13 protein-coding genes are annotated in these 15,408 nt (G+C 59.3%); 4 read left to right on the top strand and 9 right to left on the bottom strand.

Annotated elements, in window-relative coordinates; all coding sequences use genetic code 11:
* The first annotated feature begins 69 nt into the window (after nucleotides 1-69).
* Nucleotides 70-897, top strand: a complete 828-nt coding sequence (locus OGI63_RS05745) for a PAC2 family protein (RefSeq protein ID WP_011743196.1) — start codon at nucleotides 70-72, stop codon at nucleotides 895-897.
* A gap of 92 nt (nucleotides 898-989) precedes the next feature.
* On the opposite strand, the gene OGI63_RS05740 is transcribed toward OGI63_RS05745, so the two are convergent.
* Nucleotides 990-1,874 (bottom strand): undecaprenyl-diphosphate phosphatase, encoded by an 885-nt coding sequence (locus tag OGI63_RS05740; RefSeq protein ID WP_003809231.1) that lies wholly within the window; start codon nucleotides 1,872-1,874, stop codon nucleotides 990-992.
* Nucleotides 1,875-2,042: 168 nt separating this feature from the next.
* Between OGI63_RS05740 and OGI63_RS05735 the strand changes: the two genes are divergently transcribed.
* Nucleotides 2,043-2,834 (top strand): fructosamine kinase family protein, encoded by a 792-nt coding sequence (locus tag OGI63_RS05735; protein ID WP_011743197.1) that lies wholly within the window; start codon nucleotides 2,043-2,045, stop codon nucleotides 2,832-2,834.
* Between the two features lie 108 nt (nucleotides 2,835-2,942).
* Here OGI63_RS05735 and dnaJ read toward each other — a convergent pair whose 3' ends face one another.
* Together dnaJ and hrcA are read right to left on the bottom strand one after the other, a co-directional pair.
* Nucleotides 2,943-4,094: a molecular chaperone DnaJ gene (dnaJ, locus tag OGI63_RS05730; RefSeq protein WP_011743198.1), complete on the bottom strand. Its 1,152-nt coding sequence runs from the start codon at nucleotides 4,092-4,094 to the stop codon at nucleotides 2,943-2,945.
* Between the two features lie 52 nt (nucleotides 4,095-4,146).
* On the bottom strand, nucleotides 4,147-5,274 hold the full coding sequence (gene hrcA / locus OGI63_RS05725; RefSeq protein ID WP_011743199.1) for a heat-inducible transcriptional repressor HrcA: 1,128 nt from the start codon (nucleotides 5,272-5,274) through the stop codon (nucleotides 4,147-4,149).
* Nucleotides 5,275-5,648: 374 nt separating this feature from the next.
* Between hrcA and tkt the strand changes: the two genes are divergently transcribed.
* Nucleotides 5,649-7,757 carry a transketolase gene (tkt, locus tag OGI63_RS05720; protein WP_003809218.1) on the top strand — a complete coding sequence of 703 codons (2,109 nt, stop codon included), beginning with the start codon at nucleotides 5,649-5,651 and terminating at the stop codon, nucleotides 7,755-7,757.
* 89 nt (nucleotides 7,758-7,846) lie between these two features.
* Nucleotides 7,847-8,950 (top strand): transaldolase, encoded by a 1,104-nt coding sequence (tal, locus tag OGI63_RS05715; RefSeq protein WP_011743200.1) that lies wholly within the window; start codon nucleotides 7,847-7,849, stop codon nucleotides 8,948-8,950.
* Nucleotides 8,951-9,120: 170 nt separating this feature from the next.
* Here the strand turns inward: tal and OGI63_RS05710 are convergent, their stop codons facing one another.
* From OGI63_RS05710 to whiA, 6 genes are all read right to left on the bottom strand, one after another.
* Complete coding sequence (locus tag OGI63_RS05710; protein WP_003809207.1) at nucleotides 9,121-10,653, bottom strand: aminotransferase class I/II-fold pyridoxal phosphate-dependent enzyme; 1,533 nt, start codon at nucleotides 10,651-10,653, stop codon at nucleotides 9,121-9,123.
* Between the two features lie 154 nt (nucleotides 10,654-10,807).
* Complete coding sequence (locus OGI63_RS05700) at nucleotides 10,808-11,656, bottom strand: HAD family hydrolase (RefSeq protein WP_011743201.1); 849 nt, start codon at nucleotides 11,654-11,656, stop codon at nucleotides 10,808-10,810.
* Nucleotides 11,657-11,743: 87 nt separating this feature from the next.
* A complete protein-coding gene (gene secG, locus OGI63_RS05695) occupies nucleotides 11,744-11,992 on the bottom strand; it encodes a preprotein translocase subunit SecG (protein ID WP_003809205.1) in 249 nt (82 codons plus the stop codon).
* A gap of 98 nt (nucleotides 11,993-12,090) precedes the next feature.
* Complete coding sequence (tpiA, locus tag OGI63_RS05690) at nucleotides 12,091-12,885, bottom strand: triose-phosphate isomerase (protein WP_011743203.1); 795 nt, start codon at nucleotides 12,883-12,885, stop codon at nucleotides 12,091-12,093.
* Between the two features lie 125 nt (nucleotides 12,886-13,010).
* Complete coding sequence (locus OGI63_RS05685; RefSeq protein ID WP_003809203.1) at nucleotides 13,011-14,216, bottom strand: phosphoglycerate kinase; 1,206 nt, start codon at nucleotides 14,214-14,216, stop codon at nucleotides 13,011-13,013.
* A 131-nt stretch (nucleotides 14,217-14,347) separates the two neighbouring features.
* On the bottom strand, nucleotides 14,348-15,298 hold the full coding sequence (whiA, locus tag OGI63_RS05680) for a DNA-binding protein WhiA (RefSeq protein WP_003809200.1): 951 nt from the start codon (nucleotides 15,296-15,298) through the stop codon (nucleotides 14,348-14,350).
* Nucleotides 15,299-15,408: the final 110 nt, after the last annotated feature.

The raw sequence follows: 15,408 nt of genomic DNA, 5'->3' as shown, positions 1-15,408 counted from the left end.
TGGTTTATTCGTATTCACCGATGGCTGAAGCGCGTGTCACACCACCCGTTTTCGGTATACATTAAAAGCATGTGTGAGGAGAGCGCAATGCCCAAGACGATACTTATCGCCGCATTCGAAGGATGGAACGATGCAAGCCAAGCGGCCACGAACGTCGTCCGTCATTTGGTGTCCCGGTATGAGTCGCAGGAAGTGCGCCATATTGACAACGAAGGTTTCTACGACTATCAGGTGGCCCGGCCCATGATCTGCTCCGTGCAGGGGCGTAAGCGCATCATCTGGCCGCAAACGACTTTCTATGACATTGCCGTCTCCCCCATGCTGCACCTGCTTGCGCAGATCGCACCCGAACCCAATTACCGGTGGGAGGAATACTGCAGGCAGACGCTACGTGTCGCAGAAGACTATGACGTAAGTGATGTCATCACGCTTGGCTCCATGTTCGATGAATGCCCGCACACACGGCCATTGCCGCTTGACATCTCCAAAAGCGGCTGCGAATGCGAATCCGACAGGGAATACAACGGTCCGGTGGGCATCCCCAACATCCTTGACGCCTTCGCCGCCGAAGCGGGCTTTCCGACAACATCCATATGGGTATCCGTACCGCATTACTATGCCAATACCGAATGCATGCAAGGCACTTTGGAGCTGCTGCGCGCCTTGTCTTTAATAATCGAGTATCCGCTTATTGAAGGAGATTTGACCAGAAAGGCCATGCAATGGCGTTCTGACGCCGATGGATTGGTGTCAGACATGCATGCCGGCGACTATTTGGCTCGTCTGGAACATGATTACGATTTGGACGCGAGAGCGAAGCGAATCGCCTCGAACGGCATGCCTGCCTGCGAGGAACTGCTTCGTGAGGCCGAATCACTTCTACGCAACGGCGTCTGAGTCGTTCCCCCTCCAGGAGGAGGTCTCAGACGAAAAAAATCCCGGCCGCCTTACGGATGGCCGGGATTCGCTTTATTTACGCCGAATCACGCTTACGCGGCGGCAACGACTTCCGTCGGGTGCAGCACGCCGCAGATCAGCAGCAGAGCCACGACAACGGCCAGCGCGATGCGGTAGATGGCGAACGCCTTGTACGAGAAAGTGGACACGAACTTCAGGAAGCCGATGATCACCACATAGCCGACCACGAACGCCACGATGGTGGCCGCGATGGTCGCACCCCAGCCCGGGAACATTCCCGCATTGCCTGCGGCCACATCCTTGACCGCGGAAACGGCTTCGAGGATGCCCGCGCCGAACACGGCCGGAATGGCCATCAGGAAGCTCACGCGCACTGCAGCCTCACGGGTATAACCCATCGCACGGCCGAAGGTGATGGTGCCGCCGGAACGGGAAACGCCAGGAATCAGAGCCAGCATCTGACCGATGCCGAAGATCAGCGCATCCTTCCAGGTCATCTCATCCATGGTCTTGACCTGCTTGGCGCGGGCGTCGACCACCCACAGCAGAATACCGAAGATAATCAGCACGGTAACGGTGATCCACAGATTACGCAGCGTGCTTTCGATGGCGTCCTTGAACAACAGACCGGCAATCAGAATCGGCAGCGTGCCGATGATGATGAACCAACCCATCTGCGTGTCGCGGTTATGCGCGCCCATACGGCTCTTGAAGTCCTTGCCCTCCTTGCCGAACAAGGAGCCGAACCACGCGCCGAGAATGCGGATGATGTCATGACGGAAATACAGGATCACGGCAAGCTCGGTGCCGATCTGGATGATGGCGGTGAACGCGGCACCCGGATCGGAGCCCAGCATCAAATCGCCGATGATACGGATATGGGCGCTGGAAGAGACCGGCAAGTATTCGGTCAACGCCTGCACCAGGCCAAGGAAAATCGCTTGGAAGAAATTCATGAACCCTCTTTATGTTCGTAGAAATATGGTTTCGTCTGCTTTTCCGTGACCAAGAGTAGCGAGAGGGGTCTAGTTTTCAAGGCATCCCGGCATAGTTGTCTCAAACCATGCACACAATGGAGCCAAAAGTACGCCGGCATGTCCGGCATGGGAGAAAGGCTCATCGGCATGGGCAAATACCGCAAAAGCAGGGCATTCAGCCCCGAAGGTTTCTTTGAATGCGAGGGACGTGGCCTCAAATGGCTCGGCGAGGCGCAATCGCAGGGCGGCCCACGCGTGGTCGACGTATACGACTGGGGCAAGGATTATCTCGACATTGAACGCGTGAACGCCTGCGGTCCGACCATCCAAGCCGCGCGCGATTTCGGTGTTGCGCTAGCTCATATGCATGATGCCGGTGCCGAACATTTTGGCTCCGCTCCAACTGGATACGACGGCACCTGCTATTTCGGGCCGTTGCAGGATCCCGTCCCGATGAATGCCGGTGCCTGGGATGATGTGGCCACCTATCTGGCGGACGGCAGATTGCGTCCGATGGTACGACTCGGCATGAAACGTCGCGAACTGACCGACTATGACATGGAACTGACTGAAGCCGTTATCGACGCCTTGCCCGACATCCTAGGCAAGGCCGCCAACGACAAGCCCGCACGCGTGCATGGCGACCTGTGGAGCGGCAACGTCATGTGGACTGCTGATTCCGGTGACGTCGAAGCCGTGCTTATCGATCCTGCGGCTCACGGTGGGCACCGTGAGGAAGACCTTGCCATGCTCGACCTGTTCGGCATGTCATATCTTACGGACATCCTCGAAGGCTATCAGTCGGCGCATCCGCTTAAGGCCGGATGGCAGGACCGCATCACATTGTGGCAGCTCTACCCCATTGCAGGACATTGCGTGTTCTTCGGTGGAGGATATGTGAGCCGGTATCGCGCCATGTGCAGGTCGCTGCTCAAATAGGCGGGAATCACCCGTCACGCCAGATGTGAAAGAAGTCCGTATCCCAAGGTTATGAGTTGGGATACGGACTTCTTTTCATATGTCCCGTATTCGATTGGATTGCGAAAACTAGCGCAGCGCGTCCTTCAGCTTGGAGAAGAACCCCTTCTTCGCGCCGGACGACGGACGGGACTTCACGGCAACATGCTGGGCGTCCGTGTCGTGCATCTCGCCGAACCGCTCAATCAGCTCCCGCTCGTCATCGGACAGCTTCTTAGGAATCTCCACCACTACGTGCGCCACCAAATCGCCGCGCTCGTTCTTGTCGTCGAGATGCGTGACGCCGAGGTTCTTCAACGTCACGGTATCGTCCGGCTGGCTGCCGGCTGGGATATCCAGCGTCTGCCTGCCGTCGAAGGTGTCGATTTCGACTTCGTGCCCCAATACGGCCCAACTCATCGGCACCTTGATCCAACAATGCAAATCGTCGTCATCACGAGTGAACATGTCATCCGGCTTGATGCGGATATCCACATACAAATCGCCCGCGACGCCGCCATTTTCGCCGACCTCACCCTGATTGGCGAGACGCAGACGGGTGTTGTTCGCCACGCCGGCCGGCACCGCGACGCCGACATTGCGGGTGACGCGCACGCGGCCATGGCCGAGGCAGGACGGGCACGGCTTCTCGATGACCGTTCCATGGCCTTCGCAGCGTTCGCATGGCGCGGTGGTCATCATCTGGCCGAGCATGGTGCGTACCACGCGCTGCGCATATCCCTGACCGTGGCAGTCGGGACATTGTGTGGGCTGTGTGCCGTTCTGGCAGCCGGTGCCGCCGCATTCCTGGCACAGGCCGAACGTGTTGACCTTGACGTGCGTGGTGTCGCCGAACACCGCCGTCTTCAAATCGATGGTCGCGGAAACAAGCGCGTCACGCCCCGGCTGGGTGCGCGGAGTCGGTCCACCGCCGGTGCCACCGAATCCGCCACCGGTGAACATGCTGAAGATGTCCCCCATATCGCCGAATCCGCCACCGAATCCGCCGCCGTGCATGCCGCCCGCATTCGGATCGTTCGGATCGACGCCGGCATCGTACATCTGCCGTTTCTTAGGATCCGACAGCACATCGTACGCGTTGTTGACTTCCTTGAACTTGTCTTCGAATTCCGGACCTGCGATGTCGGGATGGTATTTGCGGCTCATCTTTCGATACGCCTTTTTGATCTCGTCGTCGCTTGCCGAACGGTCGACGCCCAGCACTTCGTAATAGTCCGTCACGATTATTCTTTCTCCCTGTTGGTTCTGCGTGTCATTGTGCCATAAGGCGGGGTCAGTCGGCCGGCTGACCTTCATCGTGGGCGAGGAACGCCGTCAGATATCTGGCGACCGCCCTCACGGCGGCCATGGTCGCCGCGTAGTCCATATGAGTCGGCCCGATCGATCCGACGAATGCGACCGGTTCGCCCGCCTGCCGCGTATCATCACCGCTTTGATTTTCCGTCTGTGATGATGCGGCCGCATGCGTCGCGCCGTCCGTGGCGGCCGCGGAGGTACGCCCGTAGCCACTGGTTACCACTGAGGCGTGCAGCAAACCGGGCGTGTGCGTTTCGGAACCGATCGCCACTCCGACGCCGTCGGATTGCGTGGTTTCGCTCAGCGAGCTCATCAACTTCATGAGCACCACCTGCTCCTCCAACGCGTCGAACAGCGGGGCCAGGTCGGCCACCGTGCGTTGATGCGCAAGCCGTGAAGTGCCCGCCATGTACAATTCGCTCGCGCGTTCGTCATCCGCCATGCCATCAAAGGCCTGCGCAAGCGTTTCCGCAAGCGTGCTGATCGCATGGTATTCCTTGCGCGCTCCCATCTGTCGTACGCAATCGGCCGTGCGGGTCAGCGAAACGCCGGAGCATTGCGTATTGATCTCGTTGGTCAGATGAGTGAGCGTCGTCACGTCCGGCAATTTCGTGACGTTGAGGATATGCTGCGCGACACGGCCGGTATCGGTGATCACTACGGCAAGCAGCGTATTAATGGACACTGGCACGATTTCGATATGCCGCAATGTCGACTTCGACAGTGACGGCGCGGCCACGACGGCGACCTGTCCGGTGATCTGCGCCAGCAGCCGGGCGGCCCGCTGCAGCGTGTCCTGCAGATTGACCGATCCGGACAGAAAGCTGTTGATGCCGCGGCGCTGGGCCTCCGATAGCGGAACGACCGTCGCCAAACGGTCGACGAAGTAACGGTACCCTTTTTCGGTCGGCACCCTGCCGGCCGAAGTGTGCGGCTGAATAAGATAGCCTTCATCTTCCAAGGCCGCCATGTCGTTGCGCACGGTGGCGGAGCTGACGCCGAGGTCATGATCCCGGGTCAGTGTGGTGGAACCCACCGGTTCCTGAGAACGGATGTAGTCCTCGACCACGGCACGCAACACCAGCATGCGTCTTGATTGCGCCATGCGCGCCTCCTTATGCATAGGTGTGTGCCGGTACGCCTTATGTTTGACGGCGCTGATGAGACGTACCCGGAAAACTTCTTTTAATGTTTTAGCACTCCGGCGCCCGGAGTGCTAATCGGTTCGCTTCCAGAGTAGTTTCCTTCATGCGGCAAAGCCTTGCGGCGACTGGCATTGGGAGATATATCGACAAACGAACATCTGAAGTTCACGCGAATGTTAATTGTGAGCGCTAACAGCACACAAACTACCAAAACACGCCAAAATTTCACCACAACGTCACCTCACATCGCTACTATGGGAAACGCAATGTGAGGGCGTCGAGCGCTCGGCACAAGCCGGATACGCGGCCCGACCAATTGGAAGGAAAGTAATCCATGACCGAATTCAAGGAGACCGAGCTGGACGAACGCGCCATCAAGATGGCCAAGGTCCTGTCGGCCGACGCGGTTGAGCGTGCGGGACACGGCCACCCGGGTTCCCCCGTCTCCCTGGCGCCTATCGCCTACACCCTGTACCAGCACTTCATCAAGCATGATCCGAACGACCCCAACTGGGAAGGCCGCGATCGCTTCATTCTTTCCGGTGGCCACGCCTCCCTCACCCAGTACGTCCAGCTGTACTTCTCCGGCTACGGCCTGACCCTGGACGATCTGAAGAACTTCCGTGGCGGCGCTGACACCCGTACCCCGGGTCATCCGGAATACGGCCTGACCCCGGGCATCGAAATGACCACCGGTCCGCTGGGCCAGGGCTTCGCCTCCGCCATCGGCTTCGCCTATGGCCAGCGTTTCCAGCGTGGCCTGCTCGATCCGGAAGCTCCGGAAGGCGAGTCCCCGTTCGACCACAACATCTGGGTCATCTGCGGTGAAGGCGATATCGAAGAGGGCATCTCCGGCGAAGCCGCCTCCCTCGCCGCCAACCAGCAGCTCGGCAACCTGACCGTGATCTTTGATGCCAACCGCATCCAGATCGAAGGCGACACCAACCTGGTGCTGGCCGAGGACGTGCTCAAGCGCTTCCAGGCATACGGCTGGTACACCGACGAGTTCAGCTTCATCCAGCCTGACGGCTCCTACAAGGAGGACGTCGAAGGCCTAGCCGACACCATCGCCAAGGCCCGCGCCGCCGCCCCGAACCAGCCGAAGCTCATCAAGGTCGACACCCTGATCGCATGGCCGACCCCGGGCAAGACCAACGACCCGTCCTCCCATGGCTCCAAGCTGGGCGCCGAGGCCGTCGCCGGCCTCAAGAAGCTCCTCGGCTACGACCCGGAGGAGTCCTTCCACGTTGACGAAGAGGCCCTCGCCCACGCCCGCAAGGTCGCCGAGCGCGGTCTCGAAGCCCACAAGGAATGGGACGAGAAGTACAACGCATGGCGCAAGGCCAACCCGGACAAGGCTGCCCTGTACGACCGCATCAAGGCCGGCGAGCTTCCGGAAGGCTTCGACAAGGCCATCGACGACCTCGAGGCCACCTTCGAAGTCGGCAAGAACGTCGCCACCCGTGGCGCTTCCGGCTCCACTCTGAACGCCATCGCAGCCGTCATGCCGGAACTCTGGGGCGGCTCCGCCGACCTCGGCGGCTCCAACAAGACCGACCTCAAGGGCGCTGAGACCTTCGCCCCGGCTGAGTGCGCCACCAAGCAGTGGCCGAACTGCAGCAAGTACGGCCGTCAGCTCCACTTCGGCGTGCGCGAGTTCACCATGGGCACCATCACCAACGGCATCCTGCTGGGCTCCCACACCCGTCCGTACGGCGGCACCTTCTTCATGTTCTCCGATTACGAGCGTTCCGCCGTGCGTCTGGCCGCCCTCATGCAGATTCCGAACCTGTACGTGTGGTCCCACGACTCCGTCGCAGTCGGCGAAGATGGCCCGACCCACCAGCCGGTGGAGCATCTGGCTTCCTTCCGCGCCATCCCGCAGCTCGAGGTCGCTCGTCCGGCCGACGCTTACGAGACCGCTGAAGCCTACCGTTACTTCTTCGAGAAGAAGAACACCCTGCCGACCGCTATGGTTCTGACCCGTCAGGGCGTCCCGGTTCTCGCCGAGACCGCTGAGAAGGCCAAGGACGGCGTGAAGAAGGGCGCTTACGTGCTCGTCGACACCGAGGGCACCCCGGACGTCATCATCATGGCCACCGGTTCCGAGGTCCAGTGGGCTGTGTCCGCTGCCAAGACCCTGGCCGGCGAGGGCATCAAGGCCCGCGTCGTGTCCGTGCCGTGCGTGGAATGGTTCGAGGAGCAGGACGCCGAATACAAGGAGGCCGTGCTTCCGGCCGCCGTCAAGGCCCGCGTCTCCGTCGAGGCCGGCGTTGCCATGCCGTGGTACAAGTACCTCGGCTCCTACGGCAAGCCGGTGTCCATCGAGCAGTTCGGCCTGCAGGGTGATGGCGCTCAGAACATGATCGATCTGGGCATCACCGCCGAGCACGTTGTGGAAGCCGCCAAGGCCTCCATCGCGGAAGTCGAAGCCGCCAAGTGATGATACGGGGAGGGACACGACAGCATGTGCCCCTCCCCTTTCACCGATAAACAAGATTTGATCCAAAAAGGTATCAAGGAGAAAAAACAATGACTGAAGCAACTCAGCGCACCTCTGACTCCGGTGTCTCGATCTGGCTGGACGACCTGTCCCGCTCCCGCATCGAGTCCGGCTCTCTGCAGGATCTCATCGCCAACAAGAACGTTGTCGGCGTGACCACCAACCCGTCCATCTTCCAGAAGGCTCTGCACGAGGTCGGCCCGTACGATCCGCAGCTGAAGGAACTGGGCAAGGTCGACGTTGAGACCGCCGTGCGCGAGCTCACCACCACCGACGTGCGCAACGCCACCGACATCTTCCGTGAGGTTGCCGAGAAGTCCGATTTCGTTGACGGCCGCGTCTCCATCGAAGTGGATCCGCGTCTGGCTCACGAGACCGAGGCCACCGAGAAGCAGGCCGAGGAACTCTGGGCCAAGGTGAACCGTCCGAACGCCATGATCAAGATTCCGGCCACCCTCGAAGGCCTGCCGGCAATCACCGCCACCCTGGCCAAGGGCATCTCCGTGAACGTCACCCTGATCTTCTCCCTGGAGCGTTACGAGCAGGTCATCGACGCCTACATCGAGGGCATCGCCCAGGCTGACGCCAACGGCCACGACCTGAAGCACATCGGCTCCGTCGCTTCCTTCTTCGTCTCCCGCGTGGACACCGCTGTGGACAAGCTGCTGGAAGCCAACGGCTCCGACGAAGCCAAGGCTCTCGAGGGCAAGGCCGCTGTGGCCAACGCTCGCCTGGCTTACGAGCTGTTCGAGAACAAGTTCGCCAACGATCCGCGTTGGGCTGCTCTCGAAGCCAAGGGCGCCAAGAAGCAGCGTCCGCTGTGGGCCTCCACCGGCACCAAGAACGCCGCATACTCCGACTGCAAGTACGTCGACGAGCTCGTTGCTCCGTTCGTCGTCAACACCATGCCGGAGAAGACCCTGAACGCTCTCGCCGATCACGGCAATGGCGCTCCGTCCATCAAGGGCACCTACGAAGAGTCCCACGCCATCATGAACAAGCTCGCCGATCTGGGCATCAACATCAAGGATGTCACCGACAAGCTGGAAGCTGACGGCGTCGCAGCCTTCATCAAGTCCTGGGACACCGTCCTCGCCGACGTCCAGGCTGGCATCGACCGCGTCAACGGCTGAATCATTCGCTGATACAGCACCGTTAAACGGATAAAAGCCGAGAGGTCTCCATCTTTTGATGGAGACCTCTTTTACGTATGCCGGAATAATACGCGCAGAAGACATACGGAAAGACAAAAAGGCCGCGATATCAAATCGCGGCCATAATCGAAAGAAAAGCGAACCGGAAATCAAGCCTGCCAATACGTGCTGAAGAAGTCGCCGATCTCGCCGATGGTCTCCTTCAACATGCTGATACGAGGCAGATAGACCACACGGAAGTGGTCCGGCTCCTGCCAGTTGAACGCACCGCCGTGGCTGATGAGGATATGCTTGTCATGCAGCAGGTCAAGCGCGAACTGCTCATCGGAATGGATGTTGAACTTCTTCACATCGATCTTCGGGAAGATGTAGAACGCCGCTTTCGGTTTGACCGCGGTGATGCCTGGAATATCGTTGAGCATGTTGTACACCAACTCGCGCTGATCGTAGATGCGGCCGCCGGGCACCAGATAATCCTTGACGCTTTGATGGCCGCCCAATGCGGTCTGCACCACCGACTGCGCAGGCACGTTCGAGCACATACGCATGTTGGCCAGCATGTTCAGACCCTCGATGTAATCCTTGGCGAGACGCTTGTTGCCGCTCAGCACCATCCAGCCGACACGCCAGCCGGCGATCATATGGGACTTCGACAATCCGGAGAACGTCACGCAGAACAGGTCAGGCGCAAGGGACGCGATGGAGATGTGCTCCAACCCATCCATGACCAGACGGTCGTAGATCTCATCCGAGAAGATCATGAGCTGGTGCTCTCGCGCAAGATCGACAATCTGCTGAAGCACTTCCTTCGGATACAGCGCGCCGGTCGGATTGTTCGGATTGATGATGACGATCGCCTTGGTCTTGTCGGTAATCTTGGAACGCATGTCGTCGATGTCCGGATACCATTCGGAATCCTCATCGCAGACGTAATGCACCGCGGTTCCGCCGGCCAGATTCACGCAAGCTGTCCACAGCGGATAATCCGGCGACGGCACGAGTACCTCGTCGCCGTTGTCCAGCAACGCGGATAAGGACAGGTTGATAAGTTCGCTGACGCCGTTGCCGGTGTAGATGTCGTCGATGGACACGTTGGGGATGTTCTTCAGCTGCGCATACTGCATGATGGCTTTGCGCGCGGAGAACAGGCCCTTCGACGGCGAATAGCCTTCCGTGTCGGGCAGCTGCTGCGACATGTCGTAGACCACTTCATCCGGCGTGCGGAAGCCGAACGGTGCCGGATTGCCGATATTGAGTTTCAGGATGTGCGTGCCGGCGGCCTCCATGCGCGCGGCCTCGTCGGCGACCGGTCCACGGACGTCGTACAGCACATTGTCGAGCTTGTGGGATTTCGTAAAAGTGCGCATGGTTCTTCCTTCTGTCGGTTGCTCGGATGCATCGTCAACATGGTCGGGCTGTTCACCGGCAAAATCCGGCAAAATCGCGGCATGCTCTTCCATGGGAACATCCTTGCCCATCAGCCAATCCTCGTTGACCCGCAGATACGCGGCAAGGAAATGCGCGATATCGGCACGGGGAACGGTTTTGCCACTGACGTATTGGCTCATATGGCTTTTGCCGAGCTTGATATTGAACTTTTCCGCAGCATGAACGAAATCAATCTGTTTAAGCTCGCGTAATGCCATGGCATCATTCAATCTGGTCGAGAATGATTCCGTCATGCCTATCCTTCCAGTTCAATTTAAACAAAAGCTAGTTCAAAGAATAGCACGACAGGGCACCAAGAAAGACAAAGAGTTCAATTTTGGTGGATGTGTTTCATGCCGCTGCATGAATGAGTTCAATTCCGTGAAAAGACTCCATGTGGGGGGGCGGTCAAAGCAGATTGTTCTCAACCCATTGGGCCACGCCGTCATCGTTGTTCGAAGGGCAGATCTCATCGGCGATTTTCAACACGTCAGGATTCGCGTTGGCCACGGCCACTCCCCTGCCGGATTCACGAAGCATGGCGATGTCCACCAAATCGTCGCCGAATGAGACGGTCCGTGACAACGGCGTCGACATGCGATCGGCGAGGATGCTCAATGCATGCTCCTTATTGGCCTGCGGATTCATCAGCATCCACAGCGAGCCTTCGGAGATATGCACGTCGAAATCGTCGGGGATGAGCCGTCCCACACGCTTCCACTGCTCCTCGTTCGGGAACAGGATCAGCTTGTCCGCGGTGCCGTCCGGAACGTCATCGAAATCCGTGTATCGCCAGGTCTGCGTCTTCCAGTATTTCGTGACGTCGAAATTCGTGTACCTGACATCATCCATGACGATGCCCACTTCCATGTCAGGCAGTTCCTCCAGCAGGTACTTGCAGACCTCGCAGGCCCTTTTCGAAGAGAATCCGATCTTCTGCAGATGTCCGTCCTTCGGCAGTGTCGGTGAGGTGAGCATATCGTAATCGGACGAGACGGGGTTGAAATCCAACAGCGCCCCGTTGAGATAGGCGACGGCGTCAACCGGAAGCTTCTGCACGAACGAGTAGCCGGTGCTGACCGGTCGCGCGGTCTCCACCACGAATTTGATGCCGGCGTCGTGCATGCGGTTGATGCTGTCAATGGATCGTTGCGTCAGGAAACGGTCCTCGAAAGTCTCTCCGTCGTGCAGCAGTGTGCCGTCCAGATCGGCGACGACCATGGTCACGTCATCATAGGTGTTGTTTGTCGAAGTCATTTGAATCCTTTGCGGGAGCAATCTAGCCGGAGACAAGTTTGGCCCATGACCGTGAAGCCGGTCATGGGCCAAACCAAATTACGTCAATCAGATGAGGTTGAATTTCGTCATCAGACCGAGGGCGATGATGATGGCCACCCACAGCAATGCGATGATGACGGTCCAACGGTTCAGGTTCTTTTCCGCGACACCGGAGGAACCCGCATTCTGGGTGAGTCCGCCGCCGAACATGTCGGACAAACCGCCGCCCTTACCCTTGTGCATAAGGATAAGCAAGGTGAGCAAGAGGCTGAGGATGACAAGAAGAATCTGCAGCACAAGCTTGACAGTAGCCATAGCGGACACGGGTGAACCTCCAGTTCGTAAACACTGTTTCTGATAATAGCGCATGGTGTTGAAAAAATCGAGCGTCCAACCATGCTTTTTAAAAGTTTTCAGGCGGTTGTTTCCAATGTCAGCTTGCAGATGCGTGTGAGTTCATCGACCTTCAACGCGGAGCCGCCGATCAGGAAGCCGTCCACATCCGGCTCGTTGATCAGTTCCACCGCGTTTTTCGAGGACACCGAACCGCCGTACAGGATTCGCACCGTTTCGCCGACCCGTGTTCCGAACGTATCGGACAGGTCGTTTCGGATCGCCCTGGCCGCGTCCTGTGCCGACTGAGGCGTAGCCACCATGCCGGTGCCGATCGCCCATACCGGCTCGTACGCCACAATCAGCTTCGCGGCCTCCTCATCGGACAGGTCCCGCGTCACGTCGTGCACCTGGCCGACCGCGAAATCGAGCTCTATGCCTTTGCGCCGTTCCTCGTAGCTTTCTCCGACGCAAAGTATCGGCTGCATGCCGGCAGCAAGCACGGCCCTCACCTGGTCGACGATGTTCGCGTCGTCTTCGGGATGGTATTTGCGTCGTTCCGAATGGCCGACGATCACGTACGAGCAGCCGAGATGGGCGATCATATCGGCGGAGACGTCGCCGGTGAACGCTCCCTGCGAGGTGACTGAGACGGCTTGGGCCCCGTAGCGGATTTTCAGATTGTCCGATTCGACGGCGACCTGCACGCTGCGGAGTGAGGTGAATGACGGCATCAATGCGATTTCGCAACGTTTGTAGTCGAAATGGATGGCCCGAAGATTCCATGCAAGCTGCTGTACGAAATACGTCGCTTCAAGATGATCGAAATTCATCTTCCAGTTTCCGGCCACCAAAGGAATCCGTTTCGGCCCCATAATATTCGTCGTCTCCCGTCCGTGCTCGTCAAAGCGAAAGGTCGTTCTTGTGACATTGTATGCGAAATACGCAAAAGGTGCTCCCCCACCCACTGATGAGGAAGCACCCCTTCATGATTCTGAGATCAGTCGAGCACCTTCAGGCCCGGCAGTTCCTTGCCCTCGAGGAACTCGAGGGAGGCGCCGCCACCGGTGGAGATGTGCGAGAAGCCATCCTCCGGGAAGCCGAGGTTGCGCACTGCGGAAGCGGAATCGCCACCACCGACGATGGTGAATGCGCCGGCAGCAGTGGCATCGACGAGAGCCTGGGCCACGGCCTTGGTGCCTTCAGCGAAGGTCGGGACCTCGAACACGCCCATCGGGCCGTTCCACACGACGGTCTTGGAATCGACGATCTTGTCGTGGAAGAGCTTCTGGGATTCCGGACCGATGTCCAGACCCATCTTGTCGGCCGGAATGGCGTCGGCGGCCACGACTTCCGGAGCGATGTCCTCATCGGATTTCGGGAAGACCGGGTTGATGACGACATCGGTCGGCAGCACGAGTTCGACGCCGTTCTTCTCGGCGCGCTCCATGTAGCCCTTGACGGTTTCGATCTGGTCCTCTTCCAGCAGGGAGGTGCCGACCTCGTAGCCCTTGGCCTTGAGGAAGGTGTACGCCATGCCACCGCCGATGACCAGACGGTTGGCCTTGTCCAGCAGGTTGTCGATCACGCCGAGCTTGTCGGAGACCTTGGAGCCGCCGAGCACGACGGTCAGCGGACGCTCCGGGTTCACGGTGGCGCGGGACAGTGCCTTGACTTCCTTCTCGACCAGCAGGCCAGCGGCGGCCGGCAGATCGGCGGCGACGTCGTAGTTGGAGCCCTGTGCGCGGTGCACGACACCGAAGCCGTCGGACACGAAGACTTCGCCGAGGGCGGCGATCTTCTTGGCGTATGCGGCACGCTCCTCCGGATCCTTGCTGGTCTCTTCCGGATTGAAACGGACGTTCTGCAGCAGCACGACATCACCATCGCTCATCGCGGCGACCTTGGCCTGCGCGTCCTCACCGTAGGTATCTGCGGCCAGCGGAACGGTGATGCCGAGCAGCTCGCCGAGACGGGCGGCGACCGGAGCCAGGGACAGTTCCGGAACGACCTTGCCCTTCGGACGGCCGAGATGAGCCATCAGAATGACCTTCGCACCCTGTTCGCGCAGAGCCTTGATGGTAGGCAGGGCGGCCTTGATGCGACCATCATCGGTGATCGTGGTGCCGTCCAGCGGAACGTTGAAATCGGCGCGAACCAGAACGCGCTTGCCCTTGAGATCTCCAAGATCCTTGAGTGTCTTCATGTATATCCTTTCCTAGCCGCTTGTAAGCGTGGAATGGCCATATTGCCACTTACGCATAATACAAGCCCAAACGAACAAAAAACACCATACGACGGAAAAGTCGCATGGTGTTTTGTTTCCGGAAACGAAAATCAGGCCGCTTGACGGCGTGCCTTCTCCGTTTTCTCAGCCAATTGCAGCAGTCGACGGATACGTCCGGCGATCGCGTCCTTGGTGATTGGCGGGTCGGCGAGACGGCCCAGCTGCTCAAGGGACGCGTCGGCATGGTCGAGTCGGAGCTGGCCGGCGGATTTAAGATTGTCCGGAACGTCATCGCCGAGGATTTCAAAGGCCTGGCGGACCTTATCGCAGGCTTCCGCGGCGGCCTTGGCGCTACGGCGCATGTTGGCGTCATCGAAGTTCGCCAGACGGTTCGCCTTGCCTCGGGCCTCTCCGTCGGAACGCTTTCCGGTCCATTCGCGGGCGGAATGAGGGGCGCCCATGAGGATGAGCATGCGTTCGATGGCATCGGGGTCGCGCAACGTCACACGTTCGGAGCTGCGCAGCTTACGCGGCTTGGCGGTGATGCCGAGACGACGCGCGGTGGAGACCAGCGCCAGCGCGGCCTCATGATTCGGACATACGATTTCGAGATAGCTGGCCTTGCCCGGGTCGGACAGGTGTCCGCCTGCGAGGAACGCGCCACGCCAGGCGGCCTTGATCTGGGCGATCTTGCCGTTGATGATGTCGCCCGGCAGACCCAGCACCATGTTTTTGGTGTAACGGCTGTACAGGCCGGTCTGCAGCACCAGAGCCGCGCTGCCCTTGGGGACGCGGACTATGAAGCGCTGCACCACGCCGGTCGGCGTCTGCCTGGAAACGGGGGTAAGCGTGGCTTCGTGGCCGTACAGATTTCTGATGGTGTCCTGCAGCCATATGGCCGCGTCTTGGGAATCAAGCTGCGCCTGCACGAGAATGTGGTGATCCACCGAGTGCAAACCATTGCCGAATCGAATCATCGCAGTCGCCTGTGCCTTTTTGGCGATGGGCAACTCGTTGTCGATTGCGGCCAGCTCGCTTTTGACGTCATCCAGAAGAGCCAAGAGCCAACCTCCTACTTTCCTGTTCTTCCCTATAATTTCAGGCGAGTCGCGGACTCGACCCGCACTGCTACCGGCTTACTGTGATACCGAATAACTTGGACAAAGCCGGC

The sequence above is a fragment of the Bifidobacterium sp. KRGSERBCFTRI genome (assembly GCF_025908335.1).
The sequence above is the reverse complement of the archived record's forward strand: the minus strand, read 5'-3'. Positions and strand labels throughout refer to the sequence as shown.

Excerpts from the sequence above, each read along its gene's own strand:
- OGI63_RS05745 (WP_011743196.1), top strand. The coding sequence starts at position 70 with ATGTGTGAGGAGAGCGCAATGCCCAAGACGATACTTATCGCCGCATTC.
- OGI63_RS05740 (WP_003809231.1), bottom strand. The coding sequence starts at position 1,874 with ATGAATTTCTTCCAAGCGATTTTCCTTGGCCTGGTGCAGGCGTTGACC.
- OGI63_RS05735 (WP_011743197.1), top strand. The coding sequence starts at position 2,043 with ATGGGCAAATACCGCAAAAGCAGGGCATTCAGCCCCGAAGGTTTCTTT.
- hrcA (WP_011743199.1), bottom strand. The coding sequence starts at position 5,274 with ATGGCGCAATCAAGACGCATGCTGGTGTTGCGTGCCGTGGTCGAGGAC.
- tkt (WP_003809218.1), top strand. The coding sequence starts at position 5,649 with ATGACCGAATTCAAGGAGACCGAGCTGGACGAACGCGCCATCAAGATG.
- tal (WP_011743200.1), top strand. The coding sequence starts at position 7,847 with ATGACTGAAGCAACTCAGCGCACCTCTGACTCCGGTGTCTCGATCTGG.
- OGI63_RS05710 (WP_003809207.1), bottom strand. The coding sequence starts at position 10,653 with ATGACGGAATCATTCTCGACCAGATTGAATGATGCCATGGCATTACGC.
- OGI63_RS05700 (WP_011743201.1), bottom strand. The coding sequence starts at position 11,656 with ATGACTTCGACAAACAACACCTATGATGACGTGACCATGGTCGTCGCC.
- secG (WP_003809205.1), bottom strand. The coding sequence starts at position 11,992 with ATGGCTACTGTCAAGCTTGTGCTGCAGATTCTTCTTGTCATCCTCAGC.
- tpiA (WP_011743203.1), bottom strand. The coding sequence starts at position 12,885 with ATGGGGCCGAAACGGATTCCTTTGGTGGCCGGAAACTGGAAGATGAAT.
- OGI63_RS05685 (WP_003809203.1), bottom strand. The coding sequence starts at position 14,216 with ATGAAGACACTCAAGGATCTTGGAGATCTCAAGGGCAAGCGCGTTCTG.